Annotated in this window: 17 protein-coding genes and 1 pseudogene; 12 read left to right on the top strand and 6 right to left on the bottom strand. The window is 71.4% G+C overall.

Annotated elements, in window-relative coordinates:
* Positions 1-192 precede the first annotated feature (192 nt).
* The 8 genes from AB0F13_RS12375 to AB0F13_RS12340 all read left to right on the top strand — a co-directional run bounded on the left by AB0F13_RS12375 (position 193) and on the right by AB0F13_RS12340 (position 9,739).
* Positions 193-1,200, top strand: a complete 1,008-nt coding sequence (locus AB0F13_RS12375) for an ABC transporter permease (RefSeq protein ID WP_362079361.1) — start codon at positions 193-195, stop codon at positions 1,198-1,200.
* Between the two features lie 113 nt (positions 1,201-1,313).
* Positions 1,314-3,092 carry an ABC transporter substrate-binding protein gene (locus tag AB0F13_RS12370; protein ID WP_362079564.1) on the top strand — a complete coding sequence of 593 codons (1,779 nt, stop codon included), beginning with the start codon at positions 1,314-1,316 and terminating at the stop codon, positions 3,090-3,092.
* 115 nt (positions 3,093-3,207) lie between these two features.
* The gene (locus AB0F13_RS12365) at positions 3,208-4,206 is read left to right on the top strand and encodes an ABC transporter permease (RefSeq protein ID WP_362079358.1); all 999 of its coding nucleotides are present in this window, start codon (positions 3,208-3,210) and stop codon (positions 4,204-4,206) included.
* Positions 4,203-5,342 carry an ABC transporter ATP-binding protein gene (locus tag AB0F13_RS12360; RefSeq protein WP_362079356.1) on the top strand — a complete coding sequence of 380 codons (1,140 nt, stop codon included), beginning with the start codon at positions 4,203-4,205 and terminating at the stop codon, positions 5,340-5,342. The genes AB0F13_RS12365 and AB0F13_RS12360 overlap by 4 nt, the downstream gene beginning before the upstream one ends.
* Before the next feature lie 11 nt (positions 5,343-5,353).
* A complete protein-coding gene (locus tag AB0F13_RS12355; protein WP_362079353.1) occupies positions 5,354-6,418 on the top strand; it encodes an oligopeptide/dipeptide ABC transporter ATP-binding protein in 1,065 nt (354 codons plus the stop codon).
* 385 nt (positions 6,419-6,803) lie between these two features.
* Positions 6,804-8,162 (top strand): M1 family metallopeptidase, encoded by a 1,359-nt coding sequence (locus AB0F13_RS12350; RefSeq protein WP_362079350.1) that lies wholly within the window; start codon positions 6,804-6,806, stop codon positions 8,160-8,162.
* A gap of 52 nt (positions 8,163-8,214) precedes the next feature.
* The gene (locus AB0F13_RS12345) at positions 8,215-8,883 is read left to right on the top strand and encodes a trimeric intracellular cation channel family protein (protein WP_362079347.1); all 669 of its coding nucleotides are present in this window, start codon (positions 8,215-8,217) and stop codon (positions 8,881-8,883) included.
* Positions 8,884-8,905: 22 nt separating this feature from the next.
* A complete protein-coding gene (locus AB0F13_RS12340; RefSeq protein ID WP_362079344.1) occupies positions 8,906-9,739 on the top strand; it encodes a thioesterase family protein in 834 nt (277 codons plus the stop codon).
* A 60-nt stretch (positions 9,740-9,799) separates the two neighbouring features.
* Here the strand turns inward: AB0F13_RS12340 and AB0F13_RS12335 are convergent, their stop codons facing one another.
* Entirely contained in the window at positions 9,800-10,408 is a 609-nt protein-coding gene (locus tag AB0F13_RS12335) for a TIGR03086 family metal-binding protein (protein ID WP_362079341.1), read from the bottom strand.
* Between the two features lie 125 nt (positions 10,409-10,533).
* Here AB0F13_RS12335 and AB0F13_RS12330 point away from each other — a divergent pair, with 125 nt between their 5' ends.
* The gene (locus AB0F13_RS12330) at positions 10,534-11,496 is read left to right on the top strand and encodes a YafY family protein (RefSeq protein WP_362079338.1); all 963 of its coding nucleotides are present in this window, start codon (positions 10,534-10,536) and stop codon (positions 11,494-11,496) included.
* Here the strand turns inward: AB0F13_RS12330 and AB0F13_RS12325 are convergent.
* Positions 11,493-11,920: pseudogene (locus AB0F13_RS12325) on the bottom strand (carboxymuconolactone decarboxylase family protein). The gene AB0F13_RS12330 and the pseudogene AB0F13_RS12325 overlap by 4 nt on opposite strands.
* A 124-nt stretch (positions 11,921-12,044) precedes the next feature.
* Between AB0F13_RS12325 and AB0F13_RS12320 the strand changes: the two are divergent.
* A complete protein-coding gene (locus tag AB0F13_RS12320; protein ID WP_362079335.1) occupies positions 12,045-13,214 on the top strand; it encodes a cysteine desulfurase family protein in 1,170 nt (389 codons plus the stop codon).
* Positions 13,215-13,323: 109 nt separating this feature from the next.
* On the top strand, positions 13,324-14,478 hold the full coding sequence (gene mnmA, locus AB0F13_RS12315) for a tRNA 2-thiouridine(34) synthase MnmA (protein ID WP_362079332.1): 1,155 nt from the start codon (positions 13,324-13,326) through the stop codon (positions 14,476-14,478).
* 83 nt (positions 14,479-14,561) lie between these two features.
* Here mnmA and AB0F13_RS12310 read toward each other — a convergent pair whose 3' ends face one another.
* From AB0F13_RS12310 to AB0F13_RS12295, 4 genes are all read right to left on the bottom strand, one after another.
* Positions 14,562-15,170 carry a hypothetical protein gene (locus tag AB0F13_RS12310; protein WP_362079329.1) on the bottom strand — a complete coding sequence of 203 codons (609 nt, stop codon included), beginning with the start codon at positions 15,168-15,170 and terminating at the stop codon, positions 14,562-14,564.
* A gap of 155 nt (positions 15,171-15,325) precedes the next feature.
* Positions 15,326-17,092: a tetratricopeptide repeat protein gene (locus AB0F13_RS12305; protein ID WP_362079326.1), complete on the bottom strand. Its 1,767-nt coding sequence runs from the start codon at positions 17,090-17,092 to the stop codon at positions 15,326-15,328.
* 4 nt (positions 17,093-17,096) lie between these two features.
* Entirely contained in the window at positions 17,097-17,594 is a 498-nt protein-coding gene (locus AB0F13_RS12300; RefSeq protein WP_362079323.1) for an ATP-binding protein, read from the bottom strand.
* Positions 17,591-18,028 (bottom strand): hypothetical protein, encoded by a 438-nt coding sequence (locus AB0F13_RS12295; protein WP_362079320.1) that lies wholly within the window; start codon positions 18,026-18,028, stop codon positions 17,591-17,593. The genes AB0F13_RS12300 and AB0F13_RS12295 overlap by 4 nt, the downstream gene beginning before the upstream one ends.
* Before the next feature lie 85 nt (positions 18,029-18,113).
* Between AB0F13_RS12295 and AB0F13_RS12290 the strand changes: the two genes are divergently transcribed.
* Positions 18,114-18,653: a TIGR00730 family Rossman fold protein gene (locus tag AB0F13_RS12290; protein ID WP_362079317.1), complete on the top strand. Its 540-nt coding sequence runs from the start codon at positions 18,114-18,116 to the stop codon at positions 18,651-18,653.
* Positions 18,654-18,660: the final 7 nt, after the last annotated feature.

The raw sequence follows: 18,660 nt of genomic DNA, 5'->3' as shown, positions 1-18,660 counted from the left end.
AGGGCCGTCCGGCCCCGCGTACGACGCTTCTCCCGTACGACCTGCTCAGCGTGCACGTCCCGCACCTCCCGCACTTCCTGCACCGCTGCACCTCGCGCACCTCCGCACCATTCGCACCTGATGTGAACCAGCCGCTCTGCATGCGGCGGGCGTTGGGCCGGTCGACGCCGGTCGAGAGGGGTCCACCAGACGATGACGGCACCACTGCACGATACGGGCGCGGCCGAGGCCGCCGCCGACGGTGTGGTAACTGTCCCCGCCGGCGTACCGGCGAAGGCCATCGAGGGCCGTTCCCCCTGGCGCATCGCCTGGATGCGGCTCAAGCGCGACAAGGTGGCCCTGACCGGCGGCATCGTGGTGGTGCTGCTCGTCCTGGTCGCGCTCTTCGCGCCGGTCATCGTGGGACTGTTCGGGCATCCACCGAACGAATTCCATGAAGAAACGATTGATCCGCTGTTCAGTACCCCCAAGGAGGCCTGGGGAGGGATCAATTCGGACTTCCTCTTCGGCGTCGAACCGGGCAACGGCCGCGACGTGTTCAGCCGGGTCGTCTACGGCGCCCGCATCTCGCTGCTCGTGGCCTTCCTCGCGGCGGTCGTCGCCGTGCTGATCGGCACGGTGCTGGGCATCGTCGCCGGCTACTTCGGCGGCTGGATCGACGCGGTCGTCAGCCGCGTCATGGACCTGCTGCTGGCCTTCCCCCAGCTGCTGTTCATCATCGCGCTCGTCTCGGTCGTCCCCAACTCGCTGTGGGGGCTCTCGGGTTCGGGGGTGCGCATGGCCGTGCTCATCGCGGTGATCGGGTTCTTCGGCTGGCCGTACGTCGGGCGCATCGTGCGAGGTCAGACGCTTTCGCTCAGGGAGCGCGAGTATGTGGAGGCGGCCCGCAGCCTCGGTGCCGGGCGGCTGTACATCCTCTTCCGTGAGCTGCTGCCCAACCTGGTGGCCCCCATCACCGTGTACGCCACGCTGATGATCCCCACCAACGTGCTCACCGAGGCCGCCCTCAGCTTCCTCGGCGCGGGCGTGAAGCCGCCGACCGCGTCCTGGGGGCAGATGCTCTCCAAGGCCGTCTCGACCTACGAGGCCGACCCCATATTCATGATCATCCCCGGTCTGGCCATCTTCGTCACCGTGCTGGCCTTCAACCTCTTCGGCGACGGCGTACGGGACGCGCTGGACCCCAAGGGCTCGCGCTGACGCGCCGGCCCCACCGACCACCCGAGCCCACCGCCCCTGTCGATCCGTCAGGAGGCCGTTCCCGAAATCCGCCGGCCCGCTCCCCGGGCGGCGACAATCACGGAGGTCGCGACATCTTGACTCACCGGAGTACTTCGAGGCGCCAACTGGCCGCGGGGGCGGCCCTCGTGGTCGCGGCCCTGATCGGCACCAGCGCATGCGGCGGTGGCGGCAGCAGCAAGGAGGGCAAGGGCGGCGGCAAGGCCCCCGGCTTCAACGCCGCCGTCGACAAGCTGGCCAGTTCCTCCGACAAGAAGGGCGGCGAGCTGAAGTTCATCGGCACGCAGGACGCCGACAGCTGGGACCCCCAGCGCGGCTACTACGGCTTCATGTGGGACTTCGCCCGCTACTACACCCGCACCCTGGTCACTCCCAAGGCCGCACCCGGACCGGAGAGCTCGACGGTCGTCCCGGACATGGCCACCGACACCGGCAAGCTCTCGGACGACAAGAAGACCTACACCTTCACCCTGCGTGACGGCCTGACGTGGGAGGACGGCCAGCCGGTCACCGCCCAGCAGATCAAGTACGGCATCGAGCGCACCTGGGCGCAGGACAAGATCTCCGGCGGCCCGACCTGGCTGATGCAGGTCCTGGACCCGGACAAGGAGTACAAGGGCCCCTACAAGGACGAGAGCAAGGACAAGCTCGGCCTGAAGGCGATCGAGACGCCGGACGAGAAGACCATCATCTTCAAACTCCCCAAGCCCAACGGCGACTTCCTGCAGATGCTGGCCATCCCGGCGGCCGGCCCGGTGCGCCCGGACAAGGACACCGCGGAGAAGTACGGGCAGAAGCCCTTCTCCAACGGCCCCTACAAGTGGGTCTCCTACGAGCCCAACAAAGGCCTGCAGCTGACCCGCAACGACAAGTGGAACCGGGACTCCGACCCGGTCCGCAAGGCGCTGCCGGACAAGATCTCGGTCAAGCTGACCACCAACGCCGACGACATGGACAACCGTCTGATCGCCGGCGACTACGACGTCGACATCAACGCCACCGGCATGGGCTCGGCCGGCCGCCAGAAGGCACTGCAGTCCGCCAAGGCCAACGTCGACAACCCGCAGACCGGCTTCATCCGCTACGCGGCCTTCCCCAAGTCCGTCGCGCCGTTCGACAACGAGCACTGCCGCAAGGCGGTCATCTACGCCGCCGACCACACCTCGCTGCAGACCGCCCGCGGCGGCCCCGAGGCGGGCGGTGACATCGGCACCAGCATGCTGCCGCCGGCCGTCAAGGGCTACGACCCGGGCTACGACCCCTTCCAGCTCAAGCAGGGCAAGCCCGACGAGGCCAAGGCCAAGGAGGAGCTGAAGGCCTGCGGCAAGCCGGAGGGCTTCAAGACCACCATCGCCGTCCGCAACAACAAGTCGCCGGAGATCGCCACCGCCGAGTCGCTGCAGGCGTCCTTGAAGAAGGTCGGCATCGAGGCCCAGATCGACCAGTACGACGGCGCGCAGGCCGCCGGCATCGTCGGCGCCCCCAAGAACGTCAAGGCCAAGAACTACGGGATCATCATCTTCGGCTGGGGCGCGGACTTCCCCAGCGGCCAGGGCTTCCTGCAGCCGATGGCGGACGGCCGCTTCATCCAGGAGAGCGGCAACAACAACTACACCGAACTCAATGACCCGGAGATCAACAAGCTCTTCGACCAGGCCATCGCGGAGACCGACCCCGAGAAGGCGGGGAAGATCTTCCAGGAGGCCAACAAGAAGGTGACCGAGGGCGCCTGGTACCTGCCCTTCACCTACGAGAAGAACATCATCTGGCGCAGCTCCCGGCTGACCAACGTCTACACGGCCGACTCCTACAACGGCCGCTACGACTACGCCTCGCTCGGTGTCGTCAAGTGACAGTCCGTCCGCTCCACCGGCGCACCCGCCGCTAGGCCCGAAGGGCAGGTGAGGGCCGCGCGCGGTGGCCCGGGACGCCCCCAGGGGATCCCGGGCCACCGCCGGGCCGAACGCAGTGTTCGCTTACATCGTCAGACGGCTGATCGCCGTCATCGTGATGCTGCTCGTGGTCACCCTGGTGACCTTCGGCATCTTCTTCGCGATCCCGAAGCTCACCGGGGCCGACCCCGCCGCCCTGTACGTCGGCAAGCAGGCGGACCCGGCCACCATCGAGGGCATCCGGGAGAAGCTCGGGCTCGGTGATCCGATCCTGGTGCAGTTCTGGCACTTCGTCTCCGGCATCTTCGCCGGTCGCGACTACGCCGGCGGCGGAAGCTCGGTGCACTGCGACGCGCCCTGCTTCGGCTACTCCTTCCGCACCGAGCAGGCCATCTGGCCGGTGCTGCAGGACCGGCTGCCGGTGACGCTCTCGCTCGCCGGGGGCGCGTGCGTGCTGTGGCTGGTGGGCGGCGTCACCACCGGTGTCGTCTCCGCCCTCAAGCGCGGCAGCCTCTGGGACCGCGCCGCCATGAGCATCGCCCTCGGCGGCGTCTCGCTGCCGATCTACTTCACCGGCCTGCTCTCGCTCGCGGTCTTCTCCTACGGGCTGGGCTGGCTGGACGGCGAGTACGTGGACTTCGCCGACGACCCGGCGGCGTGGTTCGGCGGCCTGATCCTGCCCTGGGTGACGCTCGCCTTCCTCTACGCGGCCATGTACGCCCGCCTCACCAGAGCCACCATGCTGGAGATCCTCGGCGAGGACTACATCCGCACCGCCCGCGCCAAGGGGCTGCGCGAGCCGGTCGTCATCGGCAAGCACGCCATGCGCTCCACGATGACGCCGATCCTCACCATCCTCGGCATGGACCTCGGCGCCCTCGTCGGCGGCGCGGTCCTCACCGAGACCACGTTCAACCTGCCCGGCCTGGGCCAGGCGGCCGTGAAGGCGATCGGCGACCGCGACCTGCCGCTGATCCTCGGCGTGACGCTCATCGCGGCGACCGCGGTCGTCGTCGCCAACCTCGTCGTGGACCTCCTGTACGCCGTGATCGACCCCCGAGTGAGGCTCTCGTGACCGACCTCAAGAAGAGCGCCGCCCTCGGCGGGCCGGCCGGCCCGCCCTCCCCGGCCCCCACCGCCTACCTCGACGTGCGCGACCTGCGCATCCACTTCCCCACCGACGACGGCCTGGTGAAGTCCGTCGACGGACTGTCCTTCCAGCTGGAGAAGGGCAGCACCCTCGGTATCGTCGGCGAGTCCGGCTCCGGCAAGTCGGTGACCTCGCTGGGCATCATGGGCCTGCACACCGTCGGCCAGTACGGGCGCCGCAAGGCCCGCATCAGCGGCGAGGTCTGGCTCGACGGCAAGGAGCTGATGGGCGCCGACCCCGACGAGGTACGCCGGCTGCGCGGCCGTGAAATGGCGATGATCTTCCAGGACCCGCTGTCGGCCATGCACCCCTACTTCACCATCGGCGCACAGATCGTCGAGGCCTACCGGGTCCACCACGACGTGGACAAGAAGACCGCCCGCAAGCGCGCGATCGAGCTGCTGGACCGGGTCGGCATCCCACAGCCCGACCGCCGCGTGGACGACTACCCCCACCAGTTCTCCGGCGGCATGCGCCAGCGCGCGATGATCGCGATGGCGCTGGTCAACAACCCCGAGCTGCTCATCGCGGACGAGCCGACGACCGCCCTGGACGTCACCGTGCAGGCGCAGATCCTCGACCTGATCCGCGACCTGCAGAAGGAGTTCGGCTCCGCGGTCATCATCATCACCCACGACCTGGGCGTCGTCGCCGAGCTGGCCGACGACATCCTGGTGATGTACGGCGGCCGCTGCGTGGAGCGCGGCCCGGCCGAGAAGGTCTTCTACGCACCCCAGCACCCCTACACCTGGGGGCTGCTGGGCTCGATGCCGCGCATCGACCGCGACCAGACCGAGCGGCTGATCCCGGTCAAGGGCTCCCCGCCCAGCCTCATCAACGTGCCGGCCGGCTGTGCCTTCAACCCGCGCTGCCCCTACGCCGACGTCCCCAAGGACGGCATCACCCGCACCCGGCGTCCCGAGCTGCGCCCGGTGCCGGCCCAGCCGGGGGAGCCCGGGGAGCCGGCGGCGAAGGAGAGCCGGCCCCATCACTCCGCCTGCCACATGTCGCAGGAGGAGCGCACGCGGATCTGGACCGAAGAGATCGCGCCCAAGCTGTGAAGGACCGAGAGATGACCATCCCCGAGCAGCCGGCGCCCGCTGCGACCGAACCCCTCCTCAAGGTCGAGGGCCTGGTCAAGCACTTCCCCATCACCAAGGGGCTGCTGCGCCGCCAGGCGGGCGCGGTGCAGGCCGTGGACGGCCTGGACTTCGACGTGCGCGCGGGGGAGACCCTGGGCGTGGTGGGGGAGTCCGGCTGCGGCAAGTCGACCATGGGCCGGCTGATCACCCGGCTGCTCGAACCGACCGCCGGCCGCATCGAGTTCGAGGGCAAGGACATCACCCACCTCGGGGTGGCGGGCATGCGGCCGCTGCGCCGCGACGTCCAGATGATCTTCCAGGACCCGTACTCCTCGCTGAACCCCCGGCACACGGTCGGCACGATCGTCGGCGCGCCGTTCCGGCTGCAGGGCATCACCCCCGACGGCGGGGTGAAGAAGGAGGTCCAACGGCTGCTGGAGCTCGTCGGCCTCAGCCCCGAGCACTACAACCGCTACCCGCACGAATTCTCCGGCGGCCAGCGCCAGCGCATCGGCATCGCGCGGGCCCTCGCGCTCAAGCCCCGGCTCGTGGTCGCGGACGAGCCGGTCTCCGCGCTGGATGTCTCGATCCAGGCCCAGGTGGTCAATCTGCTGGACGACCTGCAGGACGAGCTCGGGCTGACCTACGTGATCATCGCGCACGACCTGTCCGTCATCCGGCACGTCTCCGACCGGATCGCGGTGATGTACCTCGGCAAGATCGTCGAGCTCGCCGACCGCACCCCGCTCTACGAGGCGCCCCTGCACCCGTACACCAAGGCGCTGCTGTCCGCGGTGCCCGTTCCGGACCCGAAGCGGCGCGCCGGGCGGGAGGGGACATCTGCCGCGGGCGGCGGGGGGAGGATCCTGCTGACCGGTGACGTGCCCTCGCCGATCTCGCCGCCGTCCGGGTGCCGGTTCCATACCCGGTGCTGGAAGGCGACCGAGGTCTGCAAGCAGCAGGAGCCCCCGCTGGCGGCGCTGCGGCCGGGGCACCAGGTGGCCTGCCATCACCCCGAGCTCCCTGAAGCAGTAACGGAAGGTGCGCCCGTATAGCGGTCGTGCCAAGCTGAATCGCGTTGCTCCTGACAACCTGGCGAAGACCTGAGCACGGCGAGAGGGGAGGGTGCGGAGTCTGCGTGTCCGCTGCATAGGGCTCGCGCGTTCGAAGGGACGGCTCATGGCACTCTCCCGCTCGATCCGGAACCGCTTCATATGCCGGTACCGCTTCATATGCCGGTACCGCTTCATACGCCCGAACCGCTTCATACGGCAGTGCACGTTCATACGGCAGTGCACGTTCATACGACAGTGCACGTTCATACGACAGTGCGCGACGGCACGGCACTGGGCCCTGCGGCACTCCCTACGCGGCCGCTCCCGCGGGCGCCGGCCGGCCCGGCTGCCGGCCCTGGTCACGGCGGCCGCCTCCGTCTGGGTGATGTCCGCCGCTCCGGCCGCCTCCCACCCGGCGCCCGCCACCGCCCGTCCGGCCCCCGGCGCGCCGGGCATCGGGGACGCGTACTTCCCGCACCTCGGCAACGGCGGCTTCGACGTCCGCCACTACGACCTCGACGTCCGCTACGCCCCGGACACCGGCCGGCTGGACGGCCGTGCGACGCTCACCGCGCGGGCCACGGGCAGCCTGTCCGTGTTCGATCTGGACCTGCAGCAGCTGAACGTCACCTCGGTCGAGGTGAACGGCCTGCCCGCCTCCTTCACCCGGGACGGCGGCGAACTGCGCATCCACCCCGCCCTCTCGCTGCCAAAGGGCCGCACCTTCACCACCACCGTCGTCTACGGCGGCATACCCCAGCCGCTCAGCGGCCCCATCGTCTTCGGCTCGCAGTACGGCTGGATGAAGACCGCTGACGGCGTCTTCGTGGCCTGCCAGCCCAACGGCGCCTCGACCTGGTTCCCGGCCAGCGACCACCCCGCCGACAAGGCCACCTTCGACGTCCGCATCAGGGCCCCCAAGGGACTCACCGCCATCTCCAACGGCCGGCTGCTCGCCACCCACGAGCGGGGCAGGACGACCGTCACCCACTGGCGGGAGTCCAAGCCCATGGCGCCCTACCTCGCCACCGCCACCATCGGGAAGTTCGACGTCAAGAGGGGCACGACGCCCGGCGGCATCCCCGTCTACGTCGCCACCGACCCGGCCCTGACCACCGGCGGGCTCGACTTCTACGGCATCACCACCGAGGCCACCGACCACTGGTCGCGGGTCTTCGGCCCGTACCCCTTCGAGGAGACCGGCGCCATCATCGACGACGTGCCGCAGGCCGGGTTCTCGCTGGAGACCCAGACCAAACCCGTCTACTCGGCCGTACGGGACGAGTCGACGGTCGTCCACGAACTGGCCCACCAGTGGTTCGGCAACTCCGTCTCGGTCAGGCGGTGGAAGGACATCTGGCTCAACGAGGGCTTCGCCACCTACGCCGAGTGGCTGTGGGACGAGCACAAGGGACGCAGGAGCACCCACCAGTCCTTCCTGCGGGCCTACAACGAGCACAAGCCCGACGACCCCTTCTGGAAGATCGACATCGCCGACCCGCAGCGCGACACCATGCTCTCCCGGGCCGTCTACTTCCGTGGCGCCATGACCCTGCAGATGCTGCGTGAGCGCATCGGCGACCGGGCGTTCTTCAGGCTGCTGCCGCTGTGGACCAAGCTGCACCGCAACGGCAACGTCCGCACCGCGCAGTTCATCGGCCTCGCCGAGGCGGTCTCCCACCGGGACCTCGGCGACCTCTTCGGCACCTGGCTCTCCAGCCGCGGGCAGCCCAGGCTGCCCTAGCCCCGCGGGGCGGCTTGTCAGGGACACCGTCCCCGGCGAGTAAGAATGTCGCGTGCTCACCGATCTGTTCAGTCCCTCCGTCCAGCACTCGCTCGACCTCGCCGGGATCTTCGTCTTCGCCATCTCCGGCGCGCTGCTCGCCGTGCGCAAGAACTTCGACGTCTTCGGCATGGCGGTGCTGGCGGAGGTCACCGCGCTGGGCGGCGGGCTGTTCCGGGATCTGATCATCGGTGCCGTGCCGCCCGCGGCCTTCACGGACCTGGGCTACTTCCTCACCCCGCTGGTCGCCACCCTGATCGTCTTCTTCCTCCACCCGGAGGTCGAGCGGATCACCAAGGCGGTCGGGGTCTTCGACGCCGCCGGGCTCGGGCTCTTCTGCGTCGCGGGCACGGTGAAGGCCTACGCCCACGGCCTCGGCCTCACCTTCGCGGCGGCCCTCGGGCTGGCAACGGCGGTCGGCGGCGGTGTGCTGCGCGACATACTCGCGCACGAGGTGCCCTCACTGCTGCGCTGGGACCGTGACCTGTACGCCGTGCCGGCCATGGTCGGCTCCACCATGGCGGCGCTGCTGATCCGCTTCGACGAGCTCACCATCACCACCAGCATGCTCTCGGCCGCCACCGCCTTTGTCCTGCGGCTGCTGGCCATGCGCTACAACTGGCGGGCGCCGCGCGCCTGGCACCGGCGCAGCACCGCGGCGGAAGATCCTACCCACGGGTAACCGCCGGGTGTAACGTTCCCGCATGGCACCGGCAACCATCGGCAACAGCGAGTTCGACCGGGACACCGCCCTCTCGCCGCGCGAGCGAGGCGGCTACGACGTGCACCTGGCCACCGGCTGGACCGTCTTCGGCACCGTCAACGGCGGCTACCTCCTCGCCCTGCTGGGCCGCGCGCTCGGCGACAGCCTGCCGCACCCGGACCCCTTCACCGTCACCGCGCACTACCTGAGCGCCTCCCGCCCGGGCCCCGCCGTCATCCGCACCGCGCCGGTACGCACCGGCCGTTCCCTGTCCAGGGGACAGGCGAGCCTCTTTCAGACCGCCGCCGACGGCACCGAGACCGAGCGCATCCGCGTCCTCGCCGCCTACGGGGAGCTGGACGGCCTCACCGACGACGTCCGTACCACGGCAGAACCCCCGTATCTGCCGCCGTACGACCGGTGCCGCGGCCTGCGCCACCTGGACCGGGCCGCGGTGCCCGTCCCCGAGATCGTCGACCGGCTCGACTACCGCCTCGACCCCGCCACCGCCGGCTGGCTGGCCGGCAGACCCAGCGGCCGGGGCGAGATCCGCGCCTGGTACGCCCTCGCCGACGGCCGCGACGCCGACCCCCTCTCGCTGCTCATGGCCGTGGACTCGCTGCCGCCGACCGCTTTCGAGCTGGGCCTGACCGGCACCGTGCCGACCGTCGAACTGACCGCCCACATCCGCCGGCGGCCCGCCCCCGGCCTGCTCCGCATCGTGAAGTCCTCGCGGAACCTCGCGGGCGGATACATGGAGGAGGACGCGGAGGTCTGGGACAGCCGCGACCGCCTCGTCGCCCAGTCCCGGCAACTGGCCCGGCCGCAGACCTAAGCCCCCGGGGCCGTACGGGCCGCGCATCCGGGCCCGTACGGCGCCCGGGGACCGGGGTGCTCAGACCGTCCGTCCCAGCCAGGCCGCCAGCCGGCCGTACGCGTCCGCACCCTCCGGCGCCGGCTGCACCGGCTCGAACGGCACGCCCTCACCGCGCCGCTCGGCGGGCAGGAACCGGTGGGCCCAGTCCAGGACGACCGCTGCGAGCTCCTGGTCGAGGGGAAGCGGGTGCCCGAGCGCCTGGGACAGGTCCCAGGTGTGCGTCACCGTCTCCAGCACCATGCCCGAGGTGAGGTAGACCCGCCCCGGGAACTCGCCCCACGGCAGCGTCACGACGCGCTCCAGCGCCGCGTCGTCCGCCCACGCCGCCGCGAGGTGCGCCCGGGCCTCGTCATAGGCACGGCCCCAGCCGTCGTCGGGCACCCCGGCCGGCGGCTTCTGCCACGCGGCCACGCCGCTCTCGCCGATCCTCGCCCCGTCGTGCGCGCCGACGACGAGGTGCCCGAGCAGGTCACGGACGTCGAACTCCGCGCACGGGGTGGGGTCGCCGAGCCGGTCGGCGGGCACGGCGCCGATGAGCGCCGCCATCTGGGCGACGGCCCGGCCCAGCAGGGGGCGGGGGTCGAAGTCGGTGGTGCCGGTGGAGCCGGCGGTGTCGGTGGTGTTCATGGGCTGCTCCCCGTCCGTGGTGATCGGTCGGGCACAGCTTCCCCGCATAACCTGACACCCGCCGTCAGGTTTTTCCTCGGCTTGCCGCTGGCTCGGCATGCTGGTGGCTCGGCATGCTGGGCGGCGTGAAATCCGACCGCCTGCTGTCGATACTCCTGCTGCTGCAGACCCGGGGCCGCGTGCCCGCCACCGAGCTGGCCGAGCGCCTGGAGGTGTCCGTACGCACCATCTACCGCGACGTCGAGTCGCTGTCCGCCTCCGGCGTGCCCGTCTACGCCGAACGCGGCCGGCACGGCGGCATCGCCCTGCTCCCCGGCTTCCGCACGGACGTCACCGGCCTCACCGCCGACGAGGCCCGCGCCCTCTTCGTCCTCGCCGCCCAGGGCACCCACTCCGCCCTCGGCCTGGAAAGGGCGCTCGGCTCCGCGCTCCGCAAGGTCATGGCCGCCCTGCCCGCCCCGCACCGCCCGGCCGCCGAGGCCACCAGCCGCCGCATCCTCGTCGACCCCGTGCGCTGGATGAACCCCCCGGTCCCCGCCGTCGACCTCGGCGACCTGCACACCGCCGTCTTCGCCGACCGCCGGCTGCGCCTGCGCTACCGGCACGGCGGCCGCAGTGACCTGCGGACCTACACCGTCGACCCCTACGGCCTCGTCGCCAAGGCCGGCGTCTGGTACCTCGTCGCGGACCGGCGGGCCAGGCCCCGGCTGTTCCGCGCGGACCGGGTGGCCGCCGCCACCGTCACCGACGCGCCCGTCCGGCGCCGCGAGGGCGTCGAGCTGGCGGACGCCTGGGAGACGCTGCGCCGGGAGGTCGAGCAGCGGCCGGCGGACCTGCTGGTCACCGCCCGCATCCGGCGCTCCCGCCTCGACATGTTCCTGCGCATCCTCGGCCCCCAGCTCACCGGCCCGCCCTCCGACGGCGACCCGGCCACCGTGGAGCTCGCCCTGCCCGAGGTCCGTTCCGCCCGCGCGCTGCTGCCCTTCGGGCCGGACGTGGAGGTCCTCACCCCGCGGGAAGTGCGCGAGGACCTGGCCCGGGTGGCGGCGGCCACGGTCGAGCGGTACGCGGCCGACGGGTGCGACTAGCCCCGGTCCTGCTCCCCGGTCACGGGAAGAAGGCCGCGTTCGGCGAAGACCTTCCTGGCCACGAACGTCGCGTTGAGCGCCTTGGGAAAGCCGCAGTAGGCGGCGGAGTGCAGCAGCGCCTCGACGACCTGCGCCGGGCCGAGGCCGACGTTCAGGGCGGCGTTGACGTGCACCTCCAGCTGCGGCTCGCAGCCGCCCAGCGCCGTCAGCATGCCCAGGGTGACCAGCTGCCGGTCGCGCGGGGCCAGCTCCGGGCGGGCGTAGATCTCACCGAAGCCCAGGCCACGACCTGGTGCGCGAGCTCGGGGGAGATGTCGGCCAGTGAGTCCAGCACGCGCCGGCCGGCCTCGCCGTCCACCTGCTCCAGGACGGCCAGGCCGCGCTCGAAGCGGGCCTCGCGGGAGTCACCGGACGCGTCGTTCATGTCGTTGACGTTGCTCATGACCCGACCGTAGGGGCTGGAGTGCGCTCCGGCACAAGCGCGCCGCGTCCGTGACCTGGAACGCCCGCTACCGGCGTGAGCCCCAGCTCGTAGAATCGTGCCCACCATGGCCTACCTCGACCACGCCGCCACCACCCCGATGCTTCCGCAGGCGGTGCAGGCGATGACCGCCCAGCTCGCCCTCGCCGGAAACGCCTCCTCGCTGCACGCCGCCGGCCGGCGCGCGCGCCGTACCGTCGAGGAGGCGCGCGAGTCGCTCGCGGCCTCGCTCGGCGCGCGCCCCAGCGAAGTGGTGTTCACCGCGGGTGGCACCGAAGCCGACAACCTCGCCGTCAAGGGCCTGTTCTGGGCGCGCCGGGCCGCCGATCCGGCCCGTACGCGCGTCCTGGCCAGCCCGGTCGAGCACCACGCCGTGCTCGACGCGGTCCACTGGCTCGCCGAGCACGAGGGCGCGACGGTCGAGTACCTGCCCGTCGACTCCTACGGCCGCGTCCACGCCGACGCCCTGCGCGAGGCCATAGCCCGCAACCCCGGCGACGTCGCGCTGGCCACGGTGATGTGGGCCAACAACGAGATCGGCACCATCATGCCGATCCGCGAACTGGCCGATGTGGCCGGGGAGTCCGGGGTGCCGCTGCACGCCGACGCCGTGCAGGCCTTCGGGCAGCTCGACGTCGACTTCGCCGCCTCCGGGCTCGCCGCGATGACCGTCAGCGGGCACAAGGCCGGCGGCCCCTACGGCATCGGCGCCCTGCTGCTGGGCCGCCAGTACGCGCCCGTACCGCTGCTGCACGGCGGCGGGCAGGAGCGGCACGTGCGCTCCGGGACGCTCGACGTGCCGGCCATCGCCGCGTTCGCCGTGGCGGGCGCACTGGCCGCCGAGCGGCGTCCGGACTTCGCCCGCGAGGTCGGTGCGCTGCGGGACGAGCTGATCCGCGGCGTCCGCGCGGCCGTGCCGGACGCGGTGCTCGGCGGCGACCCGGACCCGGCGGGCCGGCTGCCCGCCAACGCCCACTTCTCCTTCCCCGGCTGCGAGGGCGACTCGCTGCTCCTGCTGCTGGACGCCCAGGGCATCGAGTGCTCCACGGGCTCCGCCTGCACGGCCGGCGTCGCCCAGCCCAGCCACGTCGTCCTGGCCACCGGCACCGACGCGGACCTCGCCCGCGGCACGCTGCGGTTCTCGCTGGGGCACACGTCGACGGAGGCGGACGTGCGCGCTGTGACGCAGGCCATCGGCCCGGTGGTGGAGCGGGCGAGAGCGGCGGGGCTGAGCTGATTTCGCAGCCCGTCCGGCGTTTGAGGACCAGGTCCGGGGCGGAGCCCCGGGAAACGGCGGAAGGGCGGGACCGGGGCCACCCGAGCCCGCCCCGTACCCTGGAGGGGTTATGACTGACTTCCCGGGCGCCCCCGACCCCCAGGCCCCCCGCAAGGGGCTCCGCGTTCTCGCCGCCATGTCCGGCGGTGTCGACTCCGCCGTCGCCGCGGCCCGCGCCGTCGAGGCCGGGCACGACGTGACCGGCGTGCACCTGGCGCTGTCGGCGAACCCGCAGTCCTTCCGCACCGGCGCGCGCGGCTGCTGCACCATCGAGGACTCGCGCGACGCCCGCCGCGCCGCCGACGTCATCGGCATCCCCTTCTACTGCTGGGACCTCGCCGAGCGCTTCCGCGAGGACGTCGTCGAGGACTTCATCGCCGAGTACGAGGCCGGGCGCACCCCCAACCCGTGCCTGCGCTGCAACGAGAAGATCAAGTTCGCGGCGTTGCTCGACAAGGCCCTCGCGCTGGGCTTCGACGCGGTGTGCACCGGCCACTACGCCACGGTCGTGCTCAACGAGGACGGCACGCGCGAGCTGCACCGCGCCAGCGACATGGCCAAGGACCAGAGCTACGTCCTGGGCGTGCTGGACGAGAAGCAACTGGCCCACGCGATGTTCCCGCTGGGCGACACGCTCACCACCAAGGGCGAGATCCGCGCGGAGGCGGAGCGGCGCGGCCTGGCCGTGGCGAAGAAGCCCGACAGCCACGACATCTGCTTCATCGCCGACGGCGACACCCAGGGCTTCCTGGCCAAGCACCTGGGCACCGCCGAGGGCGACATCGTCGACGAGTCCGGCACCAAGCTGGGCAGCCACGAGGGCGCCTACGGCTTCACCATCGGCCAGCGCAAGGGCCTGCGCATCGGCCACCCGGCCCCGGACGGCAAGCCGCGCTACGTCCTGGACATCTCCCCGGTGAACAACACCGTGACGGTGGGACCGGTGGAGGCGCTGGACGTCATCGCCCTGACGGCGGTCAAGCCCCGCTGGTGCGGCGTCGCGCCGCAGGGTGCCGGCACGTACACGGCCCAGCTGCGCGCCCACGGCGGCGAGACCGAGGTGACGGCGGAGCCGGCCGGCGACGAGCTGCGCGTCTCCTTCACGGAGCCGGTGCGGGGCGTGGCCCCGGGGCAGGCGATCGTGCTCTACGACGGTACGCGCGTGGTCGGCTCCGCGACGATCGCGGTGACCGAGCGGGCGGCCGCGACGGCGCCGGCCCGGTAGGACGGACACGAACACAACCGCCCGTGTCCCTTTCACCCCCGAGTGGGTGGAGGGACACGGGCGGTTCCGTGTGCGTGTGGGGCTCAGTGCTCGATCGTCCGCAGGACGTTGGTGACCTCGCACCTGCCGCCGCTGGTCGGGGAGCCCGCCCTGGGGGTGTACGGGGTGGAGACGTCGAGGGTGTCGGTCTTGCCCGGGGTGACGTAGGGGATGGACGGGCTGCGTGTGGCGGTGGCGCCGTCCGGGGTCGTGAACTTCACCGTCAGGCGGTAGGTGTACTTCAGCGTGGTGCTGCTGTTGGTGGCGCTGACCTTCGCGGTGATGCCCAGACGGTCGCTGTAGGAGCAGTCGAGGATCTTCACGTCGCGCATGGCGCTGTTGGAGCTGCCGCCGGTGGTGGTGCCCGTGGTGCCGGTGGTGGTGCCGGATGTGGTGGTGCCGCCGGTCGTCGTGCCACCGCTGGTCGTGCCACCGCTCGTCGTGCCACCGCTGGTCGTGCCGCCGCCGAAGGTGCCTCCGGAGGAGTCGCCGCCGGTGGTGCCGCCCGACGTCGAGCCGCCCGAGGTGGACGAGCTGCTGCTGTGGCTGGACCCACCGCCGCCGCAGCTGCCGCCGTGGTGCCCGCGGGCTCCGGTCAGGGCGACGACGACGATTCCGAAGACCGCGGCCGCGCGGACATGACGAAGCTTCACGCTGAGGACTCCCCCGATGAATTGGCTTGAATTCGCGCCCGTTTGACGAGCGCACGTCAGGCTAACAACGTCCTTACACGCCGCCAAATCGCGGAGAGTTCTGTGACAAGGCCGCGATGGAACAGGTCCTGAACCGCGACAAGGACCGGCTGATATCAGGCCATAGCGGGGGGTGGGGGGAGCTGTTGCAGGTAAGCGCGGATCGCTTCGGCGTCCGCTTCCGCTCCGTACTTCAGCAGCAGCTCCACGGCTCGTTTCAGGCAGGCGCGCCCTTCGTTCTTATCGCCCGAGTGCCACAGGGTCTCGCCGAGGTTGGCCAGCGAGGCACCCTGGAATCCTCCGTAGCCGTTCTCCTCGCAGAGCGCGACGGCCTCACGTAGGCAAGTGATCGCTTGGCCCGGGCGGCCCGCGTACCGCAGTCTGCTGCCGAGCTCCATGAGATGGCGGATCTCTCCCAGGCGGTCGCCTTCCGCACGCAGTCGGCCGATGACTTCCCGGAAACGGATGACGGCCTCGTCGACCCTGCCGGCCTCGAACAGGGCGCGGCAGAGATTGCCCAGCGTGGTGCCGTGGTCGTGTATGCCGGCCTCGCGCATCAGTGCGAGGGCTTCCTCGAAGAGGAGGATTGCCTCGTGATACCGGCCCATGTCGTAGCGAACGACTCCCAGGCACATCACTGAAGCCGCCTCGGACTCCAGGTCCCTGCACGCCCGGGCGATGGCCAGAGCCTGTTCGTAGTGACGGGTCGCCCCGTCATGCCGCCCGGCCCGGCTGAGGGACATACCGATGCTGGTCAGGATGTCGCACTCCATGCGGGGATCTCCCGCCTCCCGGGTGAGGGACAGGGCGCCCTTGAGGAAGGTGAGGGCTTCGTCCCCCCGCTCCGCTTCACGCAGCGCGGTGCCCAGGGCGTGCAGGGCGGAGATCACGAGCGCCCGGCTGCCGATCAAGTGGGCGGCCTTGAGGGATGCGCGTGCGGTCGTCACGAGGTCGGCCATGTAGTGGTGCCGGTGCAGGAACGGGTGCAGCAGTCGTGCCAGCCGCTCCGCCTGCCGGCCACGGCCCGACTCCGCGGCGAGCTGGGTCGCTGCCACGAGCGTGGGGCGCTCGCGCTCCAGCCACGCCAGTGCCTGGGAGTGTTCCTTGAAGCGTCCGGAAGGAGTCGGTTTCGGTACCGGACGGGTCAGGCTGTGGGCGTCCGCCGTCCACAGCACATAGTGCTCGAAGAGCCGGTCCAGCGCGCCCTCGCGGTCGTCGGCCTTCGCCGACTTCGCACCGAGCTCGTCCGCGTACACCCGCACCAGGTCGTGCATGCGCCACCGACCGCGGTCCACCCGCTCCACCAGATGGGCCTGCGCGAGCGCGGACAGCAGAGCGCGCGCGGGGCGTTCGGCTTCCCCGGCCAGCGCCGCCGCTGCTTCCGTCGACATGGACGGGCCCGGATTCAGCGGCAGGAACCGGAACAAGCGGGCCTGTTCCGGGCTCAGGCGCGCGTACGACAGGTCGAACGCGGCCCGTACGCCGAGAGCGTTCGTCCCGCCGTCCTCGTAGCGGAGGGCGGTCAAGCGCGAGCGCGCGTCCGCCAGTTCATCGGCCAGGTCGTCGATGCTCCGGTAGGGGTCGGCCTTGAGCAGCGCCGCGGCGACGCGCAGGGCCAGAGGCAGCAGCCCGCACCGCTCGGCGAGCCGCGCCAGTGCCTCGGGCTCCTCGTCCGGCCTGTCGTCGTCCGGCCAGGCGTCCGTCAATGATCGCGTGATCAGCTCGACCGCGTCCGCCGGATCCAATGTTTCCAGATCGAGCAGGCGCGCCGGCAGGGACGCGAGCGTGTGCCGGGATGTCACCAGGACGCGGTGCACCGGGGTGCCCGGAAGCAGCGGTTCCACCTGAGCGGCGCTCGACGCGTTGTCCGCGACGAGCAGCACGGGCTCACCCCGCGCCGCCATTCGCGCCAAATGCGAGCGGTACAGCGCGGCTTGCTCCTCTGTGCTCGGCGGCAGGTCCGTGTCCCGGACGCCCAGCGCCCGCAGCAGGGCGCCCAGGGCCTGTCCGGCGCCGACCCCCCCCGCCCGGGTCGTACCCGCGCAGGTCCACGAAGAGCACTCCGCCCGGGAACCAGCCGTGCCCCGCGGCCACGTGGGCCGCGTGCAGCGCGAGCGCCGTCTTGCCGACGCCGGCCAGGCCGGCCACCGCCGAGACGACGGTCGTCGGGCTGCCCGAGCCGCCCGGGTCCAGCCGCTCCAGCAGCTCGCTGACCTGCTTCTCCCGCCCGACCAGCAGGCAGGGCGCCGAGGGCAGGGCGGCCGGCGCGCAGGGCGCCGGGCCGCCGCCCGTCCCGGAGGAGTTGTAGGTGATGTGCTGAATGCCCTTGCCGAGGGTCGGCCCCGGGAAGGTGCCGCTCAGCTCGACGTGGTCCCCTTCGGTCACCGGCGTGGGGCCCGCCTGTAGGTGATGTTCTGCGTGCCCTTGCCCAGCACGGGGGCCTTGAAGTCGCCGCTGAACTCGATGTGGTCGCCGGAAGGCGCCGCGGCTGTCGCCTCCTCGGCCAGGCGGATCAGCTCGCGCAGCTGCCCGGCGGCCTCCTCGCGCGCCGCGTCGTCCAGGTTCATCAGTAGGGAGCCGAACCAGATCGCCGCCTCCTGCCGTATCCGCCCGGCCACTGCTTCCGGGTCGTCGGCCGTCTCCAGCCCGGCCACGGTGCTGTCCAGCTGCTGGGCCACGGCCCGCTCCCGTTCGGCGTCACCCCGCCCCAGCAGCCGTGCCGTGATGCTCCGGGGCCTGTCGTACCAATGGGTCCCCGCCGCCTGTGCGAAGGCTGTCCCGCCCGCCGCGGCCAGCGCTGTCATCGTCTCGTTCAGCATCCGTGCCCCTCCCCGACTTCCGAGGTGCCCATGCAAGCACGCCGCACTGATAACGGGCAGGCGTTCCCGGCGTACTGTGACGGACATGAACATCACCGTCTTCTGTTCCGCCGCCGACCTCGACGAGCGCTACACCGGGCCCGCCCGGGAGTTCGCCGCCCTCATCGGCAAGGGCGGCCACACGATGGTGTGGGGCGGCTCGGAGTCCGGCCTGATGAAGGTCATGGCGGACGGCGTGCAGGACAGCGGCGGGCGGCTCGTGGGCGTCTCGGTGGAGTTCCTCGCCTCGAAGGCGCGCAAGAACGCCGATGAGATGGTGGTGACCCAGGACCTGGCCGCACGCAAGGCGGAGCTGCTGGCGCGCGGTGACGGCGTCGTCATCATGGTGGGCGGTACGGGCACGCTGGACGAGGCGACGGAGATCCTGGAGCTGAAGAAGCACGGGCTGCACAGCAAGCCGGTGGTGCTGCTGAACGCGGCCGGTTTCTACGACGGGCTCAAGCAGCAGTTCCAGCGGATGGACGCGGAGGGCTTCCTGCCGCTTCCCCTCACCGACCTCGTCTTCTTCGCGGAGGACGGCGTGGGCGCGATGGCCTACCTGGAGGAGTCCGCCGGCCTGCGCTAGGGCAAGC

The organism is Streptomyces sp. NPDC026206 (assembly GCF_040638465.1).
GTDB lineage: Bacteria > Actinomycetota > Actinomycetes > Streptomycetales > Streptomycetaceae > Streptomyces.
The sequence above is the reverse complement of the archived record's forward strand: the minus strand, read 5'-3'. Positions and strand labels throughout refer to the sequence as shown.

Coding starts and splice junctions, on each gene's coding strand:
- AB0F13_RS12335 (WP_362079341.1), bottom strand. CDS start 10,408: ATGAACACCACCGACACCGCCGGCTCCACCGGCACCACCGACTTCGAC.
- AB0F13_RS12350 (WP_362079350.1), top strand. CDS start 6,804: ATGTCCGCCGCTCCGGCCGCCTCCCACCCGGCGCCCGCCACCGCCCGT.
- AB0F13_RS12375 (WP_362079361.1), top strand. CDS start 193: ATGACGGCACCACTGCACGATACGGGCGCGGCCGAGGCCGCCGCCGAC.
- AB0F13_RS12320 (WP_362079335.1), top strand. CDS start 12,045: ATGGCCTACCTCGACCACGCCGCCACCACCCCGATGCTTCCGCAGGCG.
- AB0F13_RS12340 (WP_362079344.1), top strand. CDS start 8,906: ATGGCACCGGCAACCATCGGCAACAGCGAGTTCGACCGGGACACCGCC.
- AB0F13_RS12355 (WP_362079353.1), top strand. CDS start 5,354: ATGACCATCCCCGAGCAGCCGGCGCCCGCTGCGACCGAACCCCTCCTC.
- AB0F13_RS12290 (WP_362079317.1), top strand. CDS start 18,114: ATGAACATCACCGTCTTCTGTTCCGCCGCCGACCTCGACGAGCGCTAC.
- AB0F13_RS12295 (WP_362079320.1), bottom strand. CDS start 18,028: ATGCTGAACGAGACGATGACAGCGCTGGCCGCGGCGGGCGGGACAGCC.
- mnmA (WP_362079332.1), top strand. CDS start 13,324: ATGACTGACTTCCCGGGCGCCCCCGACCCCCAGGCCCCCCGCAAGGGG.